Below are 18033 nucleotides of genomic sequence, written 5' to 3' on the forward strand. Positions count from 1 at the left end.
CAGTTGGTCAGTGATCACCTTCGCACTCAAGTGTTGTGAATCACTGGTTCCACTCTGACAAGGATTGGTTGGATGCTGCTTGCTGTACTTACCGTTCTCAATGCCCTTTGCCTGATCGGTGGCTTGCTGTTCAACGCAGAGTTGTTGAACAAGGCTGGCGCCGATATTCCCCTCAAAAACCTGCAGGCGCTGGAAATATACGGGCAGAGCCTTGCCGCAGTGAGCGTGTGCCTGGCGGCCTGGCGCCTGTGTATCTGGGCTCACGGGAAATGGGGACATCAGCAGCATCTCATGCGCTCCATCCTGCTCAGTACCGTGGTACTGGCCCCGCTGACCTGGTGGGTTCAGGGTGTGGTCCCGGACGCGATTGCTGAAGAGTTTCCGGCCGATCTGCGGGTTTACAGCCTTTACGCCTACGTGACGAAAAAAGGCCTGCTCTACGATTCGGTGCAGATACCCGGCATTCCTTATCAGGAATATCGCGACAAGGGCGAGGGCAAGGCCTTCATCGCCAATCTTGGCGTACTCATGAGTGTTCAGGGCTCGTACGTCGAGCAGATTGGCCACAATTTTCAGGGCTTCGCCCAAACCGTCTTCAAGGGCTATACCCGACGCAACGCCGATAGGCTCTACAGCCGGCTGCAAGCAGAAGTCATCCCGGTCTTTGACGATATCGCCCGTGAATACGCAAAGGTAGAAGCCTTACGGCGCTCTGGCGTAGCGGGTAATAAACGCAAGCCGCTTGCGCTCCCGAACGCAGCCCTGCAACAGGCCCCGCCGAGCGCCGAAGACTACGCGTTGGCGATGCCTTCAGGCCTGCGTACCCGTCAGGCGATGGCCAATACTGCGCAGGTGCGCGGCATGGCGCGTCAGGTCCTGGGCCCGCTCTACGTGGAAGGAATGGACCTGCTTGCCACGCCCAGTCAGTTCAACACGTACCTCAATGGCATCGCCAGCAACATGGCCAGCGACGTCGCGCGCACTGATGTGCATGGCGCACAGAGCCTGAGCGTCCTCAAAAACATGTGGTTCGTACCCTGGTCGTTGCTGAGTGGTCTTTTCATGGGCGCGCTCAATATCGTCGGGTTGTTGTTGTCGACCGTCGAGCAGCGCGCGTTCATACAGAAGAGGCTTGTCGCCGTCAGAGCGGCAGCGGTGGCCCTGATCGTGATGGTTCCATTGCTCGCCGGTAACGCAATCATTCAATCGCCAGGCTATCGCACTGCGTTCAAGGACATCGAGGCCGGCCCGACCCTCATGGCCGGTGTCTTTCATTGGGCGATGTCTGCAGAAGCCATGTTGTACAACTTGACCAGACCTCTGCTCAACGCCGAGTAAAACGTTTCAAAAGGGAGTAAGCCCCGTGCGCAAGAAATTCGTTGCATCAATTCTGGCGGTAAGCATCGCCACCTCAGTCACCGGATGCGCGCAGATGGGCATCAGCAAGGAACAGGCGGGTACTGTTATCGGCGGTATTGCCGGTCTGGCGGTCGGTGCAACGATGGGCAAGGGTAACGGTCAGATCGCAGCCGCGCTGATCGTTGCAGGCGTCGGCGGCTATATTGGTAACCGCATCGGTCAGTTGCTCGACGACAGGGATAAACAGGCACTGGCGCTGCGCACTCAGGAAGTTCTGAGTCAGCCCGCAACTCCTGTAGCGCAGCCCACGGCCATCTGGCGTTCCGATCACTCCAATGCATGCGCCCGGATCACGCCAGGCCCGGAGTTCAAGGCGGTCCGGACCATCGATGTCAAACGCACGCCCAACATTCAGGGCGTGCCGTCGATGAAGCTTATCAATCAACCCTATGTCACCCGGTCTACCCTCAACGTGCGCTCTGCACCGAACATGAACGCTGACAAGGTGGGCAGCCTGCCGGGCAATACGCAATTCACTGCCGTGGGTTCTACCGGTGACTGGATTCTGGTGGGGCGCAAGGGCGTGACCGTGGGCTACGTGCACAAGGACTACGTGATGACGCAGTCCGATGCCGATACCAGAAAGAGGCTTGCTTCAGTCAGGTTCGATGATATGAATGTGTCGGCCAGCAAAGAGACTGAAGCATTCGATCTGGGCTCAATCTCTTCCTTGCCCTCCGGCAAAACAGCGGTCGAGACTACTTGTCGACCGCTTTCTGTAAGCCTGGAAGCCAACGGTGGCACCACTGAAAAGCAGGACAACACATTCTGCAGGCAGACCAATGATACGTGGGAGTTGATTTGAAGCAGGGCCTCTAGCGGGCAGTCAGTGCCGAATAACTGTTCATCAGGTTACGGTAGTTCGGGATCCGCTCGGACAGCAGGTTGCCCAGCCCTTCGATATCGTTGCGCCAATCACCTTGCAGCTCACAGGCCACCGAGAACCAGTTCATCAACTGCGCACCTGCCTGGGTCATACGCGACCAGGCGGCTTGCTGGACAGTGGTGTTGAAGGTGCCGGATGCATCGGTGACCACGAACACTTCAAAGCCTTCAGCCAGTGCCGACAGGGTCGGAAAGGTCACGCACACATCAGTCACTACCCCGGCGACGATCAACTGCTTGCGGCCGGTCGCCTTGATCGCCTTTACAAAATCTTCGTTGTCCCAGGCGTTGATCTGGCCTGGACGGGCGATGTATGGCGCATCGGGGAACATGGCCTTGAGTTCCGGCACCAGCGGGCCGTTGGGGCCTTGTTCGAAGCTGGTGGTGAGGATGGTCGGCAGTTCGAAGAAGCGGGCCAGGTCAGCCAGGGCCAGGACGTTATTCTTGAACTCGTTCGGCGAGAAGTCCTGTACCAGCGAGATCAGGCCTGTCTGATGATCGATCAGCAGCACGATGGCGTCATCTTTGTTCAGGCGGCTGTAAGGGGCGTTTTTCATGGTCAAGTCCTTTCGTTTGGGTAGGTAAGGTGTGGCGTTCAACGTGGGTTCAGACTAGTAGCTCACCGGAAAGGGAAAAAGCGCCTGACGCGCGTTTTACTGTCTCTTCACAGTGGACAATACTGTCCCAAGTGCTGCCCTCCCTACGAATCGCCTACCCAGAAACCGCCCCGGCCTTGCCAGCCTCCACCGCAAAGCGTTTGAGCGTCGACACACTGGCAGCGGGGTCGAGCACATCCGACACTACCTGGAAGCGGGTCAGCATCTGCTGCTCACTGAGGTCCACTGCCACATAGCCACGCTGGCGGCTGTCAAAGAATTTCACGTGGGGGTTGAGCCCCAGAATACTGTTGAAGGCGTCGAATGGTGGTCCGCCGGATGTCACCGAGGTGCCGACGAATTCAGTGGCGACGACGGCGGAATCCGGATTGCCCGCATCGGCGTGCAGGTCGGTGGTCCAGAACGAATGGATATCGCCACCCCAGAACACCGGGTTGCGGGTCTGCTGGCGTTGCAGGGATGCCAGCATGCGCTCGCGGGTCGCCGCGTAGCCGTCCCAGCCGTCGGTCCAGTGGCCCAGTGCCTGCGTTTTGAGATTGCGCTGTTCCAGTGGAGCGACCAGCAAGTCCTGGGCAATGACATTCCATTGCCCAGGTGATTCAGCGAAGCTGCGGTCCAGCCAGGCTTCCTGTTCCCAGCCGAGCATGGTGCGTTTGGGGTCACTCAGATCCGGACAGTCGCTGGGCGCTACGTAGCCTCGACGGCTGCCGTTGGCCTGGATGCACGCCTGTTCGGAACGATACTGCCGACCGTCCAGCACATGGAAGCGCGCCAGGCGGCCATAGTCCAGGTTCCGGTAAATACGCATGTCCGGACCTTTGGGCAGGCTGCCGGCGCGCAAGGGCATGTGCTCGTAAAACGCCTGATAAGCGGCGGCTCTGCGACGCAGAAAGCTGTCCACCGGAACATTCGGGTCCTGGGACCACTGCGCCGCGTAGTCATTCTGTACTTCGTGATCGTCCCAGGTGGCCACGCTCGGCGCGCAGGCATGCAGCGCTTGCAGGTCAGGGTCGGTCTTGTACTGCGCGTATCGGTTGCGATAGCCCGCCAGGTCCATCGGGTCTGAGGTGGCATGGCGTCGCGGGAACTGTATGTTTGTGGGAGAGACGTTCATTTCATAGATGTAATCACCCAGAAAGAACACCATGTCAGGACGCTCTGCAGCCAGGTGCCTGTAGGCGCTGAAATATCCTGCCTCCCAATGCGAACATGACACGAAGCCGAACCGTGCCGAGACCATGGTGGTTGCCAGCGGCGCAGTGCAGGCCTGACCCACGGCGCTTTGCGCGCCCAGACTTTCGAACTGATACCAGTAGGGACGTCCAGGCTGCAAACCGCCCACTTCAACATGTACCGAATGGGCAAAGCGCGGTTGGGCGGTCGCTTGTCCTGTACGTACTACACGAGTCATCGCTGCATCGCTGGCGATTTTCCAGCGCACTTCGACGGGTTTTTTCAGGCCGCCATCGCCCGTGGCTGTCATCACCTGTGGCGCCAGGCGTGTCCAGATCACGAAGCCGTCAGGCAGCGGGTCGCCGGATGCCACGCCCAGCGTGAACGGATAATCGACACCCGCGCTGCGGGCAAACGGGCTGAGGATCGATAGCAGCGTGGCACCGGCCACGCCGGTAATGATGCGTCGGCGATCCGGATTGAAATCAGTCATTGCGCGGCCTCTGCTGATTCGTACTGCGAGCGCAACAGCCCGAACAGCAACATGTCTTTGAAAACACCGTTTTTCAAAAATGCTTCTTTCATACAGCCTTCATACGACAGTCCGCACTTCTCCAGCACCCTGGCACTGGCCATGTTGTCGGCAAAGCACTGACCGGCGATGCGGTTGAGGTTCATGACGGTGAAGCCATGCATCAGCAAACCCTGCACCGCCTCGCTGGTGTAGCCCTGATTTCGGTAATCGGCACCGATCCAGTAACCCAGGTTGCCGCTGCGATGCGAGGTTGACAGGCGCAGTGAGACGACCCCGGTCAGTTCCCCGGTTTCCTGGGCATGAACCCCCAGGCTCAATGTTCGTCCAGCGGCGAATTGTTCCGGTGCATCGGCAATGAAAGCCTGTGCATGCTCCAAGGTATAGGGCGAGGGGACTGTGGCCGTCATGTTCGCAATCACGGGGTCGTCAGCCAGTCGCGACAAGGCGCTGGACTGCTCGGCTCGCAACGGGCAGAGCAATAGTCGTGAGGTGCGGATACTGGGCATATCGAGACGCATCCCGGGTTTTCCGTTGAGTTGAATACTCAAGAATTGCCGCGTTTCCATGGCGTTTTTATGACGGCTGCGAGAAACATTTTAGTGCCATCAAAAGAGCTTACAAAGGCCATGTAACAGTCATGTAAACCTAACTGATCGGTCATATTCGGTTGCTAGATTCTCGGCCTCTGACAAGAAGGGCGGATGGTATGAGAACGTGGGACGAACCTAAAAAACGCAAGGCGCACATCGAACTGATCCCGATGATCGACGTGATGATGTTTCTGCTGGTTTTTTTCGTACTGGTCAGCCTGAACGTGATTCCGGCTCTGGGGATGAAAACCCAGCTGCCGAGCGCCAGCAGTTCACAGCAGCTCAAGCCGCAGAACAAATCGATCCTGACCCTGGGCCTCAACGGCGAATTACAGCTTGATGGCAAGGCGACCACAGTCGAGGCTCTGGTGCCTGCCTTGAAGGCGCTGGAAAAGCCCGATACTAAAACCACCATTATCGTCAACAGCGACAAGGGCGTTGAGGTCGCACGTCTGGTCGAGATCATGGACACCTTGCGTCTGGGTGGCTTTACCTCGGTTTCCATTGCCACGCGTAAATCCTGACCATGTATGTCCTGTTTCGTGTACGTCAGTGGCTCGCAGGCCTTCCAGCGCTGGTGGCGCTCATCGTGATTGTGATGGGGGTGCAGACGCGGGCCCTTAAGGTAGAGCCGGTTTACGACGAGTCAGCCGTGGAGCTGGCGTTGATCGAGCCCGAGCCTCCAGCGCCAGAGCCCGTGGTGCCGACCGAGCCGCTTCCGGTTCAGCCTGAAGAGTCGCCGCCACCGCCGCCCGTGGTGGAAAGCGAAGACGCCGAGCCTGCTCCGCCACCGCTCAAGCCCATGCCTAAACCTGTCCCCAAGCCCAAGCCCAAGCCGGAACCCAAGCCGCGCCCGGAACCTGTACCCAAGCCAGCCCCGGCGCTAGTAAAGCCCGCCGAGCCGGTCCAGGCCCCCAGTAAGCCTGTGGCCAGCGCTGCCGTCGCGCCGCCTCAGCCACCGGCGCAGCCGAAAGTAGACACGCAGGGCCTCGAAGGCGGCTACCTCAAAGGGCTGCGTAACGATCTGGATGGCTACAAACAGTACCCGACCGGACGCCAGGCCTCGCTGGAGCGCCCGAGCGGCGAGGTCGTGGTGTGGTTATTGGTTGATCGCCAGGGGCGAGTGCTGGACTCCGGCATTCAGACCCAGGCGTCCAGCATGCTGCTCAACCGCGCAGCAGCCAACAGTCTGCGACGCATCAAGCAAGTCAAACCGTTTCCCGAACAAGCCTTCGGCGGGCGTAGCGAACAGCGCTTCACCGCCACCTTCAACTACAGCGTGCAATAGCACTGACAAGGAACAGAGTGATGAAGTTTTCCAGAATTCACCTTGCGTTGGTCGCCGCTGGCATGAGCCAGGGCATGGCCATGGCTGATTCGAGTGCCAGTGACGTCGGCACCATTGGCGTAAAAGGGAAGGCGACGGTGGGCGGTGGCTACATGGTTCAGGAGGAGAGCATCAAGGCGCGCTCCACGGTAACCAAGGAGGCGCTCGACAAGCAGACCGCAACAGGTAACGCGATCGATAAACTCAAGTACACGCCGGGCCTGAATATCTCCAGTGAAGATGCCACAGGCCTGTCGGGCTTTCGCTTTACCATGCGCGGCCTCAACTCCGATCAGGTCGGCATGTCGGTAGATGGCATGCCCATCAACGACTCCGGCAACTATGCACTGTATTCCAACCTGCTGGGCGACCCGGAAAACATCGATCAGATCTTCGTCACCCAGGGCTCTGCCGAGAGTGACGGCCCGCACATCGGTTCCAGCGGTGGCAACATCGGTATTGTCACCATTCGGCCCACCAAGGAAACCGGCGCATTCGTCAAACAAAGTGCAGGCAGCAACGGTACTTACAAAACCTTTGCGCGGCTCAATACCGGCGAAATCAACGGGCTGAGCAACTGGCTGTCGATGTCTCATACCGAAGGTCAGAAATGGCGCGGTGACGGTGCCGTGCGCGCTGACAAGGTGGAGTGGAACAGCTTCTTCGACATGGGCTCGGGCAATACGGCCAACCTGATCCTCAAGTATCACGAGCAGGACAACAACAGCTACAGCCAGCTCACCAAGAGCCAGTTCCAGCAGAACGGGCGCAAGTTTGACCCCTATCCTTCGACGCCCGCGCGGGGCAGCAACGGCAAGCTGTCCAGTTATTACGAACTGGCGCAAAACCCGTTCCAGACGTTCACCGCCGTGCTCAATACCCAATTCAAACTGGCCGACAATCTGGCGCTTTCAGTCATCCCCTATTACTTCTGGGGTAACGGCAGCGGAGTAAACAGTTCCTCCTATGCGCTCAATCGCGGCTCGAATCAGAACGGTGTATTCGACCTGAGCAACTTGCCGACGGCTGCCGCTTATAACGCTGATGGCTCATCGACCACCGGCGTGTATTACCGACCTTCGCGCACCCAGACCTGGCGTCCGGGGATCACCACCAAGCTCAACTGGGATGTCAACGACGAGCACAGCGTGCAAGTCGGCTACTGGTATGAGCGCGCGCGTCAGTTGCAGACTCAGCCTTTCATTCGCCTGAAGAGCAACGGCAAGCCGGAAAGCATCTGGCCAGACTCGGATTACATGGTCGATGCCAACGGCAATGAGATCCAGGGCCGTGATCGCTATACCGTGACGCCTGCACAAAAAGTATGGGCTCAGGACACCTGGTATTTCGCCCCGGACTGGACGCTGATCGGCGGCCTGGCCTACATGAATGTCGAGCGTGAAGGCAATAACCACGGCAGCCTTACCGAGCGGCCCGAAAAACGTGACCAGACCTACAATAAACTGCTGCCGAACGTAGGCCTCAAGTATCAGCTGGATGAGCGTGACCAGTTGTTCTACAGCCTGTCGCGCAACATGCGCATACCGCAGAACTACGTCCTTTATGACCCAGGCACCGGTTCCATCAACAGCAAGCCGGAGACCAGCTGGAACCATGAACTGGGCTGGCGCTTTACCGAACAGGACATGACGCTGGCCGCCACCCTGTTCTATATGCAGTTCAAGGACCGCCAGGTGTCATCGAGAGACATCAATGGTGACTTTGCCGACATCAATGCCGGTGCAGTCGATAACAGCGGGCTGGAACTGGAGTGGAGCGGCCTGCTGCCGCACCATTTCAATTACTACACCTCGTACACCTACACCCGCGCCAAACAGAAGGATGACCTGACCGTTTTCAATAACGGCGCCGCCATCGAGCTGCCTACCAGCGGCAAGCAGTTTGCCAACGTGCCGAAGAACATGCTGGCCGCCAACATCGGCTACGACGACGGCAGTTATTACGGCACCTTCGGAGCCAAGTTCACCAGCAAGCTGTATGGCGACCTGACCAACGACGAAAGCATTCCGGGGCGCACCATCTTCAATCTGGGCGCGGGCATCTATCTGCCGGTGGACAAGAAAATCGTCAAGGATGCCACCTTGCGTCTGAACGTCGACAACCTGTTCGACAAGGAGTACCTGGACGGCGTGTACACCACCAAGACCAACGCAGGTGCATACAGCGGCTTCCGCGATGGCGACCCGGCGTACATCGTCGGCGTCGAGCGTACCGTTACCGTTTCTCTTGAAGCCAATTTCTAATCTTCATTGACCAGAGGTCTGTGCCATGGACATGAATCAGCTTCACGACATCACCTTCTATGTGATGTACGCCGCCATCGCGATAGCGATCTTTGTCGCGATCGAACGGGGTATCTACTTTGCTTACGTACGCCGTCAGGCACGGGCGCTGCAAACGGCACTCAGTGCTTCGGTGCACAGTGAAAAGGACCTGCCGGAGGCGCTGACACGCCGGGCCGGTTTGCCGCTGAGCATGGTCCTGCCGGTGCTTGCGCAAAAAAATGCTCAGGGCTCGCGCAGGGATCTGGATGATGTCATCGAAACCCAGTACCTGAGCACTCGCGCGCCGCTGGCCCGCAGCCTCTGGCTGATCGAGACCATCACTACCGCTGCACCTCTGTTGGGGTTGCTGGGCACCATTCTGGGCATCATTGACACGTTCAAGGCGCTGGCCAGTGCCGGGGTGTCCGATCCCGGGCAGATTTCTGCCGGTATCGGCACGGCGCTGTTCGCGACCGGGCTGGGTATTGCCATCGCCTTGTTCTGCGTGGTCTTTCATAACTACTTTCAGGACAGCCTGGAACGCATCAACGATCAACTCAAGATCCTGTTGATCCGCGCTTCCAGCGGCGCACGGGTGCAGGATGAAACCGAGCATTCGGCTGCCCCTGTCCAACCGAAATACCGCACTGCCTGATCAACCTGCGGCGTGTGCCCTTGGCATGCGCCTTCCTGCCTGTGTCCGGCGATGAGGCCCGCATGTTCTTTAATCTTCCAGGTCGTAGGGTACTTGCGCGCTCCCGCGCCTTGATCGCAGCGTTACTGCTGACGAGCTCGTTTGCTCAGGCCGACTTCGCTATTCCAGGTTTCGAGCTGGTACACACCGTTCCGCTCGGAACCGACCTGCAGACGCCTGACCTGCGAGCGCCCGGCGAGGTCTGGCGTGAACTGTTCGATGGGGCCCGCAAGGGTATCGATATCGAGCAGTTCTATGTCGCAGACCAGGCCGGCTCGGTGATGGACAAGGTGCTTGAAAGCCTGACTGCAGCGGGGCAGCGCGGAGTGAAAATCCGTTTTCTGCTGGAGGAAAAAGGCCTGAAAATGTCCGATCCGCAGACCCTTGAACGGTTGCGGGCGATACCCAACCTCACCTTGCGCGTACTGCCATACGCCAAGCTCACGGGCAGCGGCATCATTCACGCCAAATTCATCGTCGTGGATGGCCGGCAGGCGTTCATAGGCAGTCAGAATTTCGATTGGCGCTCTCTGGAGCACATCCATGAAACCGGCCTGCGCATCGACGAGCCGAATGTCGTGCGCCAGACGCAGGCCGTGTTCGATCAGGACTGGCTAGCCCAGGCCGCCATCGCCGAAGGCAAACCGATTCCGGTGCCACACTCGAACAAGAACGCTTTGCCCGCTGGCAACTATCTGGTCGCCAGTCCGCAGCGCTATAACCCGCCCGGCGTACTCGACTCCCAGACCGAGCTGCCGCGTTTGCTGGCGCAAGCCAGACGCGAGGTTCGCGTCCAGTTGCTGGATTACGCACCCTTGTCCTACGGACCTGACAAAACCCGGCCTTACTATGCGGTCATCGATAACGCCATCCGCAGCGCTGCCGCCCGTGGCGTGTCGATCAAACTCATGGTGTCGGACTGGAACACAGGCATGCCCGAAGTAGCCTATTTGAAGAGTCTGGCCCTGGTGCCAAACGTGCAGGTGCGCATTGTCACACTGCCCGTAGCCGCCGAGGGGTTCATCCCGTATGCACGCGTGATTCACAGCAAGACCATGGACATTGATGATCAGGTCGCATGGGTCGGCACAAGTAACTGGCTCGGCGGCTACCTCGACAACTCGCGCAACCTGGAAGTGGTGATGCACGACAGCACAATGGCCAAGCGCATCGGCGTTCTGCATGAGCAGCTATGGGATGGGCCGTATGCCAAACCAATCGACATCAACCGCGACTACCCGGAACCGCATCCGGGCCGGCCTTGACAGTAAACAGACGGGCAGCCGGAAGGGCGACGCCGGGCGCTAAGAGGGTGTAGACAAAATAAATTAAACTTTCACTCCCTTGTCTGAATAGCCCTCAAGCCATGCCTAAAACCGGACGTCCTCGCTCGATTGCCGCCGAGCACTATCCCGTGCTGGTGAAACTCGCTCATGCACAGCCCTATTCCAGCCAGGCCGAATTGGCGCTCGTATTCTTCGCCGAAACCGGTATCACTGCGCATCCCGACACCTTTGCAAAAGCGTTGAAAATGGCAGGGATTACGCGTGTAAAGCAGCGGGCCAAGGGAAGTTTTCAGTCACCTGAACCTAATAAAGCCTATGGCTACAATGAAACCCACCGCCGCCAACTGCCGGAGCAGCTATATCCGAGTTGCTTGACAGATACCGAGTGGGCACTGGTCGCCGACCTGTTTGAAAGCCAGGGCGGACGAGGAGTGCCACCGCTTCACTCTCGGCGCACGTTGCTGGAAGCCTGTTGCTATGTCGTACGCACGGGGTGCTCATGGCGAATGCTACCCCGCGATTTTCCTCATTGGGACAATGTCTACAAAACGTTCCGCCGGTGGAGCGCTCAAGGCAAGTTCGAGCAAATGCATGATCGCTTGCGAGCTCAATGGCGTGAGCGGGAAGAACGCGCTGACAGCCCGTCAGCAGCGATCCTGGATTCACAGTCGACCCGCAGTTCTCCTCAAGGCGGTGACAGCGGCTACGACGCGGAAAAAAAAGTCAAGGGGCGTAAACGAAGTCTGATTGTCGATACATTGGGCCTGCTGCTGGCTGTCAGTATCAGTGCTGCAAGCGTGCAGGATCGTGACGCGGCGGATGATGCGGTGGCGTACTCGAAGGAAAAATATCCGTCACTGAGCACGCTTTTTGTTGATAGTGCGTACGCAGGAAAATGGGCACAGCGCACCCATCAACTGCACGCTATCGATGTTCAAGTGATCCGTGGCCCGAATAACAGAAGAACAGGGCAATGGCACTCTGAACAAGGCGATCTATTTTCCGTGGAGCCTGTTCAGACTGGATTTGTGGTCATGCCCAAGCGATGGGTAGTGGAGCGAACTCATGCCTGGAATGAGAGAGCTCGGCGACTGATCATGCATCATGATCGCCTTTTTGCGGTAAGCGAGGCATGGGTTTGGTTGGCCGAGGCTCGAATACTCGCGCGCCGACTCACTACATGATTTTGTCTACACCCTCTAAGCATGGCGGGTTGTATCGACAATCAGAATGCGTCTGAGTCCGGACGGAACAGGTCTGGCAAGGAGTCTGAAATGAGTTTGATCGTTCGTGCGATGGCAGACAGTGACTGGTCTTCGCTGGCTCAGATTTTTGAACAGCCGGTGTTCCGTTGGTGGACGCTTCGGATGCCATACCAGTCAGTCAACGACATAAAAAAACTTGTTGAAGGTCGCAGCGCTTCAGGCCTATCCCTGGTTGCCGAGCGAGATGGCATCGTTGTCGGGTGCGCCATGCTCTATCGCTTTCAGGGGCGAAGGCAGCACGTAGCTGATTTCTGGATGGGGGTCGCAGACGGTCATCATCGCCAGGGCATTGGCGACGAATTATTGAAAGAGCTGTCTGCAACCGCCTGCCGATGGATGAATGTAAAACGCCTGGAGCTTACCGTCTTCGTTGATAACGAGCCTGCTATTGCGCTTTATAAAAAGAATGGCTTTGTCATAGAGGGGACGCACCGGAAATTTGCCTATCGGGATGGTGAATACATAGATGCTTTCAGTATGGCGGCAGTCTACTGAGGTGCTCTGAATGGGGTGGCAGGAGCGGCCTTCAATAGACCCGCTCTTGATGGCAATATGCCCGGCTTTGGTGATGAATGAAGCTCCCCACTAGGCCCCTCTGCCCGCTTCAGCCACAATGACGCCTTTTACCCTCCAGCCTGCTGTGGGCTGTAAAAGGATTGCTGCTGATGATGCTCTCTTTCAAGCCATGGTTTCGGGGGCTGGCGCTGGCTTTGCCGCTGGCTGCCCTGCTGACCGCGTGTGACAAGTCCGATAAGCCGGTGACGCCGCCTGCACCGCCACACACCACTTATAGCCAGGCTGGTTGGGACGCGCTGCCAGCCGTGTCGGACGCCGACTTGCAAGCCGGGTTTGCCTCATGGCGCAGTGCGTGTGTTCGTCTGAAGGCTGATGCCGTGTGGGGACCGACCTGTGCGGCGGCGGGCAGCCTTGTGGCGGCTCCGGATGCGGCGCAGATCCGCACGTTTTTGCAGAGTCAGTTGCAGGTCTACAGCCTGCGCGCTGATGGCGGCAGTGCCGATGGCCTGATCACCGGTTATTACGAGCCTGTCTACCCTGGCAGCCTGACTCAGACCGCCACGGCTAACGTGCCGGTTTACGGCATTCCGGACGATCTGATCGTGGTCAATCTGGACAGCATTTATCCCGAACTCAAGGGCAAGCGCTTGCGCGGTCGGCTTGAGGGGCGGGTGCTCAAGCCTTACGACGATGCCGCGACGATCAACGCGCAGGGGTTGAATGCGCCGGTGATTGCCTGGCTGACCGACCCGATGGATGTGCAGTTCCTGCAGGTTCAGGGCTCCGGGCGGGTGAGTCTGGAGGATGGCTCGCAGCTGCGTCTGGGCTATGCCGATCAGAACGGTCGCCCTTATCGCGCGATTGGTCGCTGGCTGGTGGAGCAGGGCCAGTTGAAGAAGGAAGACGTAACCATGGGCAGCATCGCAGCCTGGGCCAAAGCGCATCCGGAGCGGGTCAGCGAGTTGCTGGCCAGCAACCCCAGCTATGTGTTTTTTGCCCGTAACCCCGACAGCAATGAAGGCCCGCGCGGCTCGCTCAACGTGCCGCTGACACCGGGCTACAGCGTAGCCATCGATCGCAAGGCGATCCCTCTGGGTAGTCTGCTCTGGCTCTCCACCACACGGCCGGATGGAAGCAGCGTGGTGCGCCCGGTTGCGGCGCAGGACACAGGCGGTGCGATTGCCGGTGAGGTACGCGCCGATCTGTTCTGGGGCACGGGAGATGAAGCGGGCAAGCTGGCAGGCGATATGAAACAGAAAGGCAATATCTGGTTGTTGTGGCCCAAGGGCATGCCACTGCCTCAGTCCACGGAAACAGTTCCTGCAACAACCCCGGCTCCTGCCAGTCACTGACATCCTCTCACCTCGATAGCTACCGTCCTGCTCAATGGATAGGTAGCTATCCATTGAGAACCCCCGTTTTCCTTCCAAACGCATTTGAAACAGCCAAATGCACGTTTTTCAGAGACAGAAATATATACAGAAAAGAAAACTTAACGTTCATATGTAAATCAGGGAAGAAATACATCGGATTATGGGGGGCATCATAATGATATTACGTGTTGGTATTGAGGCTTTTACACAGGGATCGTGCATACCTGTCCTACTTCTACACCCTGCATTCCGCCAGACGCCATCCAACCTGCTCATATGGGAAATCTCCGAGCGGAATCGGGGGGTCGACAAGTCAGATGTAACTGTAAAATAGACGTAGGGCATACGCTATTCGAGGCACGGTTACTATATCAAGCTCTAGATGGAAGAACGCCCGGTCGAAGTCGGGCGCTCTTTAGATGTGGTGAAGTTTATTGAAAAGTATATTTTTTCTCAGCGATGAAAGCGGGCTCTTTCCAGTTAGGTCCTTTAGCCGTGCGACCATTTTCATCTAACGCCAGAATGCCTTCACGGAAAAGTCTGGTATAAGTGCCCCAGAGTTCACCGGACTGGAGAGCTTCAAATTTATAAGCGGTGTAGAGTCTGTCTATTCGTGGTTGGGATGAATTTAGAGCAAGGACCGCCAATACATCTGCGACGGTTTCGTTAATGATAATGTCTTTGATGTTAGTCATTTTATAGGCCTCTCAATGCGTCAGCATGATCTTGTCTGTCACCAGCCGATTGAGCCGCTTCGGTGTAAAGAAAATCACGGTTTTCGTTAATTCTGTAATCCTCAAGGGCTGCCGTATGAGCGTTATTCCATACGTTACCTTGCACGCCATCAGCCACCCCCAGTGCCCTGTAACGTTCCAATTCCCTGAGCTCGTGGGTGTAAAATATTTTATCAGTATCCGTCACGACTAACTCGCCCCGCAAAATTTTCTCCAGACGATCAATCATTATAGTATTTGCATCTGATGCCCCGAATCGGCCTGTGTGCAGCTTAACGAGATCAATGCCGTCCTGAGTGACTGAGGCGGTTGTCCAGTCGAGGTTTTGGGTGGGGCCGCCCGCTTTTTCAGGATCGTACATTCGACCGCTATGCTCCCCTCTGGTCGTTGCTCCGTCATAGGGGCTGTTGAACACCACATAGACCGGAGGCAGACCCGAATTTAACGGGTAAACGTAAATGGCATCCCGAATGTCCATCTGGCTGGTGCCGGGTAAAGGTTCGCCCTTCACCTCGATAGGCTCCAGTGTAATTCCAGCGTACGCCGGAGTTTCGACTGGTTGCGCCACTGTCGTCGTTGAGCTGTTTCCAGGTGCTGCGATTGGAAGCGTCAAGGTGATGGGCGGGGTGTCCGAAGTGGTAAATGTGTAGGCGTTGGCCACTGGGTCCAGTGTCAGAGCCCTCACAGGCACCCTGGGAGAAAATCCGCCTTCGGCTTGTGTTGCCACGACTGAATACTTCGACCGATCGCCGTAAATTCTATAGGGCATATCGATCGTTCCACCTGTTGCCGCCACGTCATTCAAGGCGTCGGGCAGATCAGGCATAAGAACCCTGGCCGGAAGGTCCAGCATTCTTCCCGGTAACTCTCCATTGCCAAGCGAAGGGGAGTACAGCAACGTGCCGATGCCTACGGCTGTGGTAGCGCTGACAGCCGTGCCTGCGAGAGCCGTTAATATTTCGATAGCGGCTTGAATGGTAGCGTCCAGAAAGAGGCCGGATCCTGCTGTAACGGAAATGACTCCTGCAACTGCACCCAACTGCGGTGTAGCAGCTTCCTGGAGCTTGAGCGTCTTGCCCGCTTCTAGCGCTTGAGCTTCTGCCGTCACGCGCGCGTGCTCGTCAGCGTCACGCTGGACCTGCGCCTCTGCCTCCGCCTCCATACGAGCTTGTTCAGCGGTTTCGGCAGCAAGTCGAGCGTGCTCTGCAGCTTCAACGGCCAGCCTCGTCGACTCGGTTTCTGCCGCGATACGTTCGTCCTCCCTGGCCTGCGCTGCAGCAATAGTATGGCTCAGTGATACAGACCTCTCTGTGAGAATCCTGATTTTCTCTTCAAGAATTTTTGCTCTGTAGCCTGCTGTAACTGAGGCTTCCCAGCTTTTATAAACGTCAAGGGGAGAGCCCAGGTCTCTTCTTGTTTGAAAGATATTTAAAAAATCCACAGCGTTTTTTTTAATATCTACCGCCAATGCATGCCTGCCAAAGAAAGCATGAGCGCCTTCGTTGCTTTTGGCTAACTCAGCAGCGCGCTGTGAAATCAGGCTGTCCACCACGTTTTTTTCAATCGTAGACTTTTCTAACTCAGAGAAGGGGTAGTCTCCTACGCCGGCAGATATTTCCGCGTCAACGTCAGCCGGAAGGAGGGGCAAAAAGTCTATGTAAGACTGATCGATATTTCGCTGTGTTGAAGAGGCCGTCACGATAATGGATATCGTGTACTGCTCGTTTCTTATACCCCTTTTACTGAAGAATGCATCCATCTCATGGTTTGCAGGAATAGTGCCGTCCCATCGCAGCGGTCTGGCGATTACTCCGGCTCCCGATAGCGGGCCTAATGGCCTGGGCAACGGCTGGCCAGGTGTTACGATGGTGGGTGGAAGAGTAATGACGTTTTGCGGCATGTGCTTATCCTTAAGGTTTAATTAGCCGAATGATATCTCCTTGATATTAGGTAGTATTAATAGTCACGAAGTGCGGTATATAGTTATAGGTAATTGTTTTTTTGTTCAGGCTTTCAGGCACGCGATTGAAGCGCATGCTGATGTAGGACTGGTCAGCGGCCGCACGTAGTGTTGCCGGTTTTATAATCCATCGCAGTGTTCAGGCGTTACATCAGGTGCTGAATGCATTGGTCGCGGCGTACATTGCTTTAAACCCATGTGGCAGCAAGAGCCTCCCATAGCCGAGCTAACCGTTCAGTCAACTCACCCCAAACGCGGATCAACCACAAACTCCAGCTCCTTGGCCGTTGCCACAACGGCCAGGAATTCCGGGTGCTGGACGTTGAGCAGGTAATTCGATTCACGCGGGATGATCACGCTGGGCACGGCCAGTGCCAGGCTCTGACCCGAGGCAAGCCAGTCGTCGCCGAACGAGGCTGTTGCCGGTGGTGCGGGCTCTTCGCGCCAGTCGGGGGGCAGGGTGTCCGGCCGTGCATTGAGGATGTGCTCTTCGCCAATCTGCAGCTCAAGCATCGCGTAATGTCGGGCCACGCCAGCGTTGCCCAGGTGCACCAGCACTTCCAGCAGCGCCAGCGATTCGCTGCCTGCGCAGTACACGCAGGCGTTGCCTTTGCTGTTCCAGCGTCCGCCATAGAGCTTGGCGCCTTCACCGTCGAACGCCTGAGCCAGCCATTTGCGCTTTACCAGTCGATAGACTGCAATCACGCCACGACACCGTGTTCCAGCCGACCGATCAGGTCGAGCACTGCCTGCGCCTCGGCCGAGGTAGCGAGCATTTCCAGCGGCCTGCGATTGCCCAGCCCATAGACCGGGTTGGCCAGCCACAGACGGGTCGCTTCGGCATCGTCTTCGAACAGGTCCAGCGCTGCTTTGTAAACCGCTGCCAGGCGGAACAGCCGATCGCTTTCCTCGGCATTGAAGCGGCGCACCTTGAGGCGTCGCTGCAAGGTGGCGGGAGCGATGCCCAGATGCTCGGCCAGGGTCGAGCGGTTCAGGTCGGTGTAATGCGCCAGACGCTCGAATACTTCATACGGCAAACCGTCGTGCAGCGCCGAGTACAGGCGCGTGCCACGGGCCGGAATACCCAGATGCTGCCAGAAATCGTCCTGCCGGGGCAGGGCCGGATGGTAGTCGCTTATAGGAAGAGACATGGACACACCTGTCTATCGAGTGATTGCTATTAAATCTATCACTTGATAATAGGCTGGTTTGGGTGGTCGCGGTAGTGATTTGCAGCAACAGAAAGCGACTTAAATTACAGAAACTGCAAACATCGCCGACTTAAGGCTATAGGTTTAGTTTGAATGTTGCTGATCGAGCGTTATAGGCTCAGTGTCAGTCGATTTCGATAGTGCTGTCGAACGTATACGTGCT

The 18033-nt window shown here is 57.3% G+C and carries 17 protein-coding genes; 10 read left to right on the forward strand and 7 right to left on the reverse strand.

Features of this window, described 5'->3' with window-relative positions; all coding sequences use genetic code 11:
• Nucleotides 1–72 precede the first annotated feature (72 nt).
• A complete protein-coding gene (locus FFH21_RS04660) occupies nt 73–1338 on the forward strand; it encodes a hypothetical protein (protein ID WP_011167781.1) in 1266 nt (421 codons plus the stop codon).
• Between the two features lie 25 nt (nt 1339–1363).
• Complete coding sequence (locus tag FFH21_RS04665) at nt 1364–2224, forward strand: SH3 domain-containing protein (RefSeq protein WP_011167782.1); 861 nt, start codon at nt 1364–1366, stop codon at nt 2222–2224.
• Between the two features lie 10 nt (nt 2225–2234).
• Here FFH21_RS04665 and ycaC read toward each other — a convergent pair whose 3' ends face one another.
• The 3 genes from ycaC to FFH21_RS04680 all read right to left on the reverse strand — a co-directional run bounded on the left by ycaC (nt 2235) and on the right by FFH21_RS04680 (nt 5147).
• A complete protein-coding gene (gene ycaC, locus FFH21_RS04670) occupies nt 2235–2861 on the reverse strand; it encodes an isochorismate family cysteine hydrolase YcaC (RefSeq protein WP_011167783.1) in 627 nt (208 codons plus the stop codon).
• 154 nt (nt 2862–3015) lie between these two features.
• Nucleotides 3016–4587 carry an alkaline phosphatase gene (locus FFH21_RS04675; RefSeq protein WP_011167784.1) on the reverse strand — a complete coding sequence of 524 codons (1572 nt, stop codon included), beginning with the start codon at nt 4585–4587 and terminating at the stop codon, nt 3016–3018.
• Entirely contained in the window at nt 4584–5147 is a 564-nt protein-coding gene (locus FFH21_RS04680) for a GNAT family N-acetyltransferase (RefSeq protein WP_011167785.1), read from the reverse strand. Before FFH21_RS04680 ends, FFH21_RS04675 begins: the two co-directional genes overlap by 4 nt.
• Before the next feature lie 188 nt (nt 5148–5335).
• On the opposite strand from FFH21_RS04680, the gene FFH21_RS04685 reads away from it, so the two are divergent.
• From FFH21_RS04685 to FFH21_RS04720, 8 genes are all read left to right on the forward strand, one after another.
• The gene (locus tag FFH21_RS04685; RefSeq protein WP_002552107.1) at nt 5336–5743 is read left to right on the forward strand and encodes a biopolymer transporter ExbD; all 408 of its coding nucleotides are present in this window, start codon (nt 5336–5338) and stop codon (nt 5741–5743) included.
• Between the two features lie 2 nt (nt 5744–5745).
• The gene (locus tag FFH21_RS04690) at nt 5746–6507 is read left to right on the forward strand and encodes an energy transducer TonB (RefSeq protein ID WP_011167786.1); all 762 of its coding nucleotides are present in this window, start codon (nt 5746–5748) and stop codon (nt 6505–6507) included.
• Between the two features lie 20 nt (nt 6508–6527).
• Nucleotides 6528–8810 (forward strand): TonB-dependent receptor, encoded by a 2283-nt coding sequence (locus FFH21_RS04695; RefSeq protein ID WP_041924448.1) that lies wholly within the window; start codon nt 6528–6530, stop codon nt 8808–8810.
• A 25-nt stretch (nt 8811–8835) separates the two neighbouring features.
• A complete protein-coding gene (locus FFH21_RS04700) occupies nt 8836–9486 on the forward strand; it encodes a MotA/TolQ/ExbB proton channel family protein (protein ID WP_004655464.1) in 651 nt (216 codons plus the stop codon).
• Nucleotides 9487–9548: 62 nt separating this feature from the next.
• The gene (locus tag FFH21_RS04705; protein WP_011167788.1) at nt 9549–10790 is read left to right on the forward strand and encodes a phospholipase D-like domain-containing protein; all 1242 of its coding nucleotides are present in this window, start codon (nt 9549–9551) and stop codon (nt 10788–10790) included.
• Between the two features lie 101 nt (nt 10791–10891).
• Nucleotides 10892–11995: an IS5-like element ISPsy19 family transposase gene (locus FFH21_RS04710; RefSeq protein ID WP_011167789.1), complete on the forward strand. Its 1104-nt coding sequence runs from the start codon at nt 10892–10894 to the stop codon at nt 11993–11995.
• A gap of 90 nt (nt 11996–12085) precedes the next feature.
• Nucleotides 12086–12571 carry a GNAT family N-acetyltransferase gene (locus tag FFH21_RS04715; RefSeq protein WP_004655458.1) on the forward strand — a complete coding sequence of 162 codons (486 nt, stop codon included), beginning with the start codon at nt 12086–12088 and terminating at the stop codon, nt 12569–12571.
• A gap of 170 nt (nt 12572–12741) precedes the next feature.
• On the forward strand, nt 12742–13944 hold the full coding sequence (locus FFH21_RS04720; RefSeq protein WP_011167790.1) for a murein transglycosylase A: 1203 nt from the start codon (nt 12742–12744) through the stop codon (nt 13942–13944).
• Nucleotides 13945–14396: 452 nt separating this feature from the next.
• Here the strand turns inward: FFH21_RS04720 and FFH21_RS04725 are convergent, their stop codons facing one another.
• The 4 genes from FFH21_RS04725 to FFH21_RS04740 all read right to left on the reverse strand — a co-directional run bounded on the left by FFH21_RS04725 (nt 14397) and on the right by FFH21_RS04740 (nt 17810).
• Nucleotides 14397–14660: a hypothetical protein gene (locus FFH21_RS04725; protein ID WP_004655449.1), complete on the reverse strand. Its 264-nt coding sequence runs from the start codon at nt 14658–14660 to the stop codon at nt 14397–14399.
• A 1-nt stretch (nt 14661) separates the two neighbouring features.
• Entirely contained in the window at nt 14662–16599 is a 1938-nt protein-coding gene (locus FFH21_RS04730; protein ID WP_011167791.1) for an S-type pyocin domain-containing protein, read from the reverse strand.
• A 303-nt stretch (nt 16600–16902) separates the two neighbouring features.
• Nucleotides 16903–17364, reverse strand: a complete 462-nt coding sequence (locus FFH21_RS04735) for an RES family NAD+ phosphorylase (protein WP_005777906.1) — start codon at nt 17362–17364, stop codon at nt 16903–16905.
• Nucleotides 17361–17810, reverse strand: coding sequence for a DUF2384 domain-containing protein (locus tag FFH21_RS04740; RefSeq protein WP_004663867.1), 450 nt, complete (start codon nt 17808–17810; stop codon nt 17361–17363). The genes FFH21_RS04735 and FFH21_RS04740 overlap by 4 nt, the downstream gene beginning before the upstream one ends.
• Nucleotides 17811–18033 lie beyond the last annotated feature (223 nt).

The organism is Pseudomonas sp. KBS0707 (assembly GCF_005937945.2).
In the GTDB taxonomy this organism is placed as follows: Bacteria; Pseudomonadota; Gammaproteobacteria; order Pseudomonadales; family Pseudomonadaceae; genus Aquipseudomonas; species Aquipseudomonas amygdali.

Excerpts from the sequence above, each read along its gene's own strand:
- FFH21_RS04695 (WP_041924448.1), top strand. The coding sequence starts at position 6,528 with ATGAAGTTTTCCAGAATTCACCTTGCGTTGGTCGCCGCTGGCATGAGC.
- FFH21_RS04685 (WP_002552107.1), top strand. The coding sequence starts at position 5,336 with ATGAGAACGTGGGACGAACCTAAAAAACGCAAGGCGCACATCGAACTG.
- FFH21_RS04710 (WP_011167789.1), top strand. The coding sequence starts at position 10,892 with ATGCCTAAAACCGGACGTCCTCGCTCGATTGCCGCCGAGCACTATCCC.
- FFH21_RS04730 (WP_011167791.1), bottom strand. The coding sequence starts at position 16,599 with ATGCCGCAAAACGTCATTACTCTTCCACCCACCATCGTAACACCTGGC.
- FFH21_RS04660 (WP_011167781.1), top strand. The coding sequence starts at position 73 with ATGCTGCTTGCTGTACTTACCGTTCTCAATGCCCTTTGCCTGATCGGT.
- FFH21_RS04705 (WP_011167788.1), top strand. The coding sequence starts at position 9,549 with ATGTTCTTTAATCTTCCAGGTCGTAGGGTACTTGCGCGCTCCCGCGCC.
- ycaC (WP_011167783.1), bottom strand. The coding sequence starts at position 2,861 with ATGAAAAACGCCCCTTACAGCCGCCTGAACAAAGATGACGCCATCGTG.
- FFH21_RS04720 (WP_011167790.1), top strand. The coding sequence starts at position 12,742 with ATGATGCTCTCTTTCAAGCCATGGTTTCGGGGGCTGGCGCTGGCTTTG.
- FFH21_RS04690 (WP_011167786.1), top strand. The coding sequence starts at position 5,746 with ATGTATGTCCTGTTTCGTGTACGTCAGTGGCTCGCAGGCCTTCCAGCG.
- FFH21_RS04725 (WP_004655449.1), bottom strand. The coding sequence starts at position 14,660 with ATGACTAACATCAAAGACATTATCATTAACGAAACCGTCGCAGATGTA.
- FFH21_RS04715 (WP_004655458.1), top strand. The coding sequence starts at position 12,086 with ATGAGTTTGATCGTTCGTGCGATGGCAGACAGTGACTGGTCTTCGCTG.
- FFH21_RS04680 (WP_011167785.1), bottom strand. The coding sequence starts at position 5,147 with ATGCGTCTCGATATGCCCAGTATCCGCACCTCACGACTATTGCTCTGC.
- FFH21_RS04740 (WP_004663867.1), bottom strand. The coding sequence starts at position 17,810 with ATGTCTCTTCCTATAAGCGACTACCATCCGGCCCTGCCCCGGCAGGAC.
- FFH21_RS04675 (WP_011167784.1), bottom strand. The coding sequence starts at position 4,587 with ATGACTGATTTCAATCCGGATCGCCGACGCATCATTACCGGCGTGGCC.
- FFH21_RS04700 (WP_004655464.1), top strand. The coding sequence starts at position 8,836 with ATGGACATGAATCAGCTTCACGACATCACCTTCTATGTGATGTACGCC.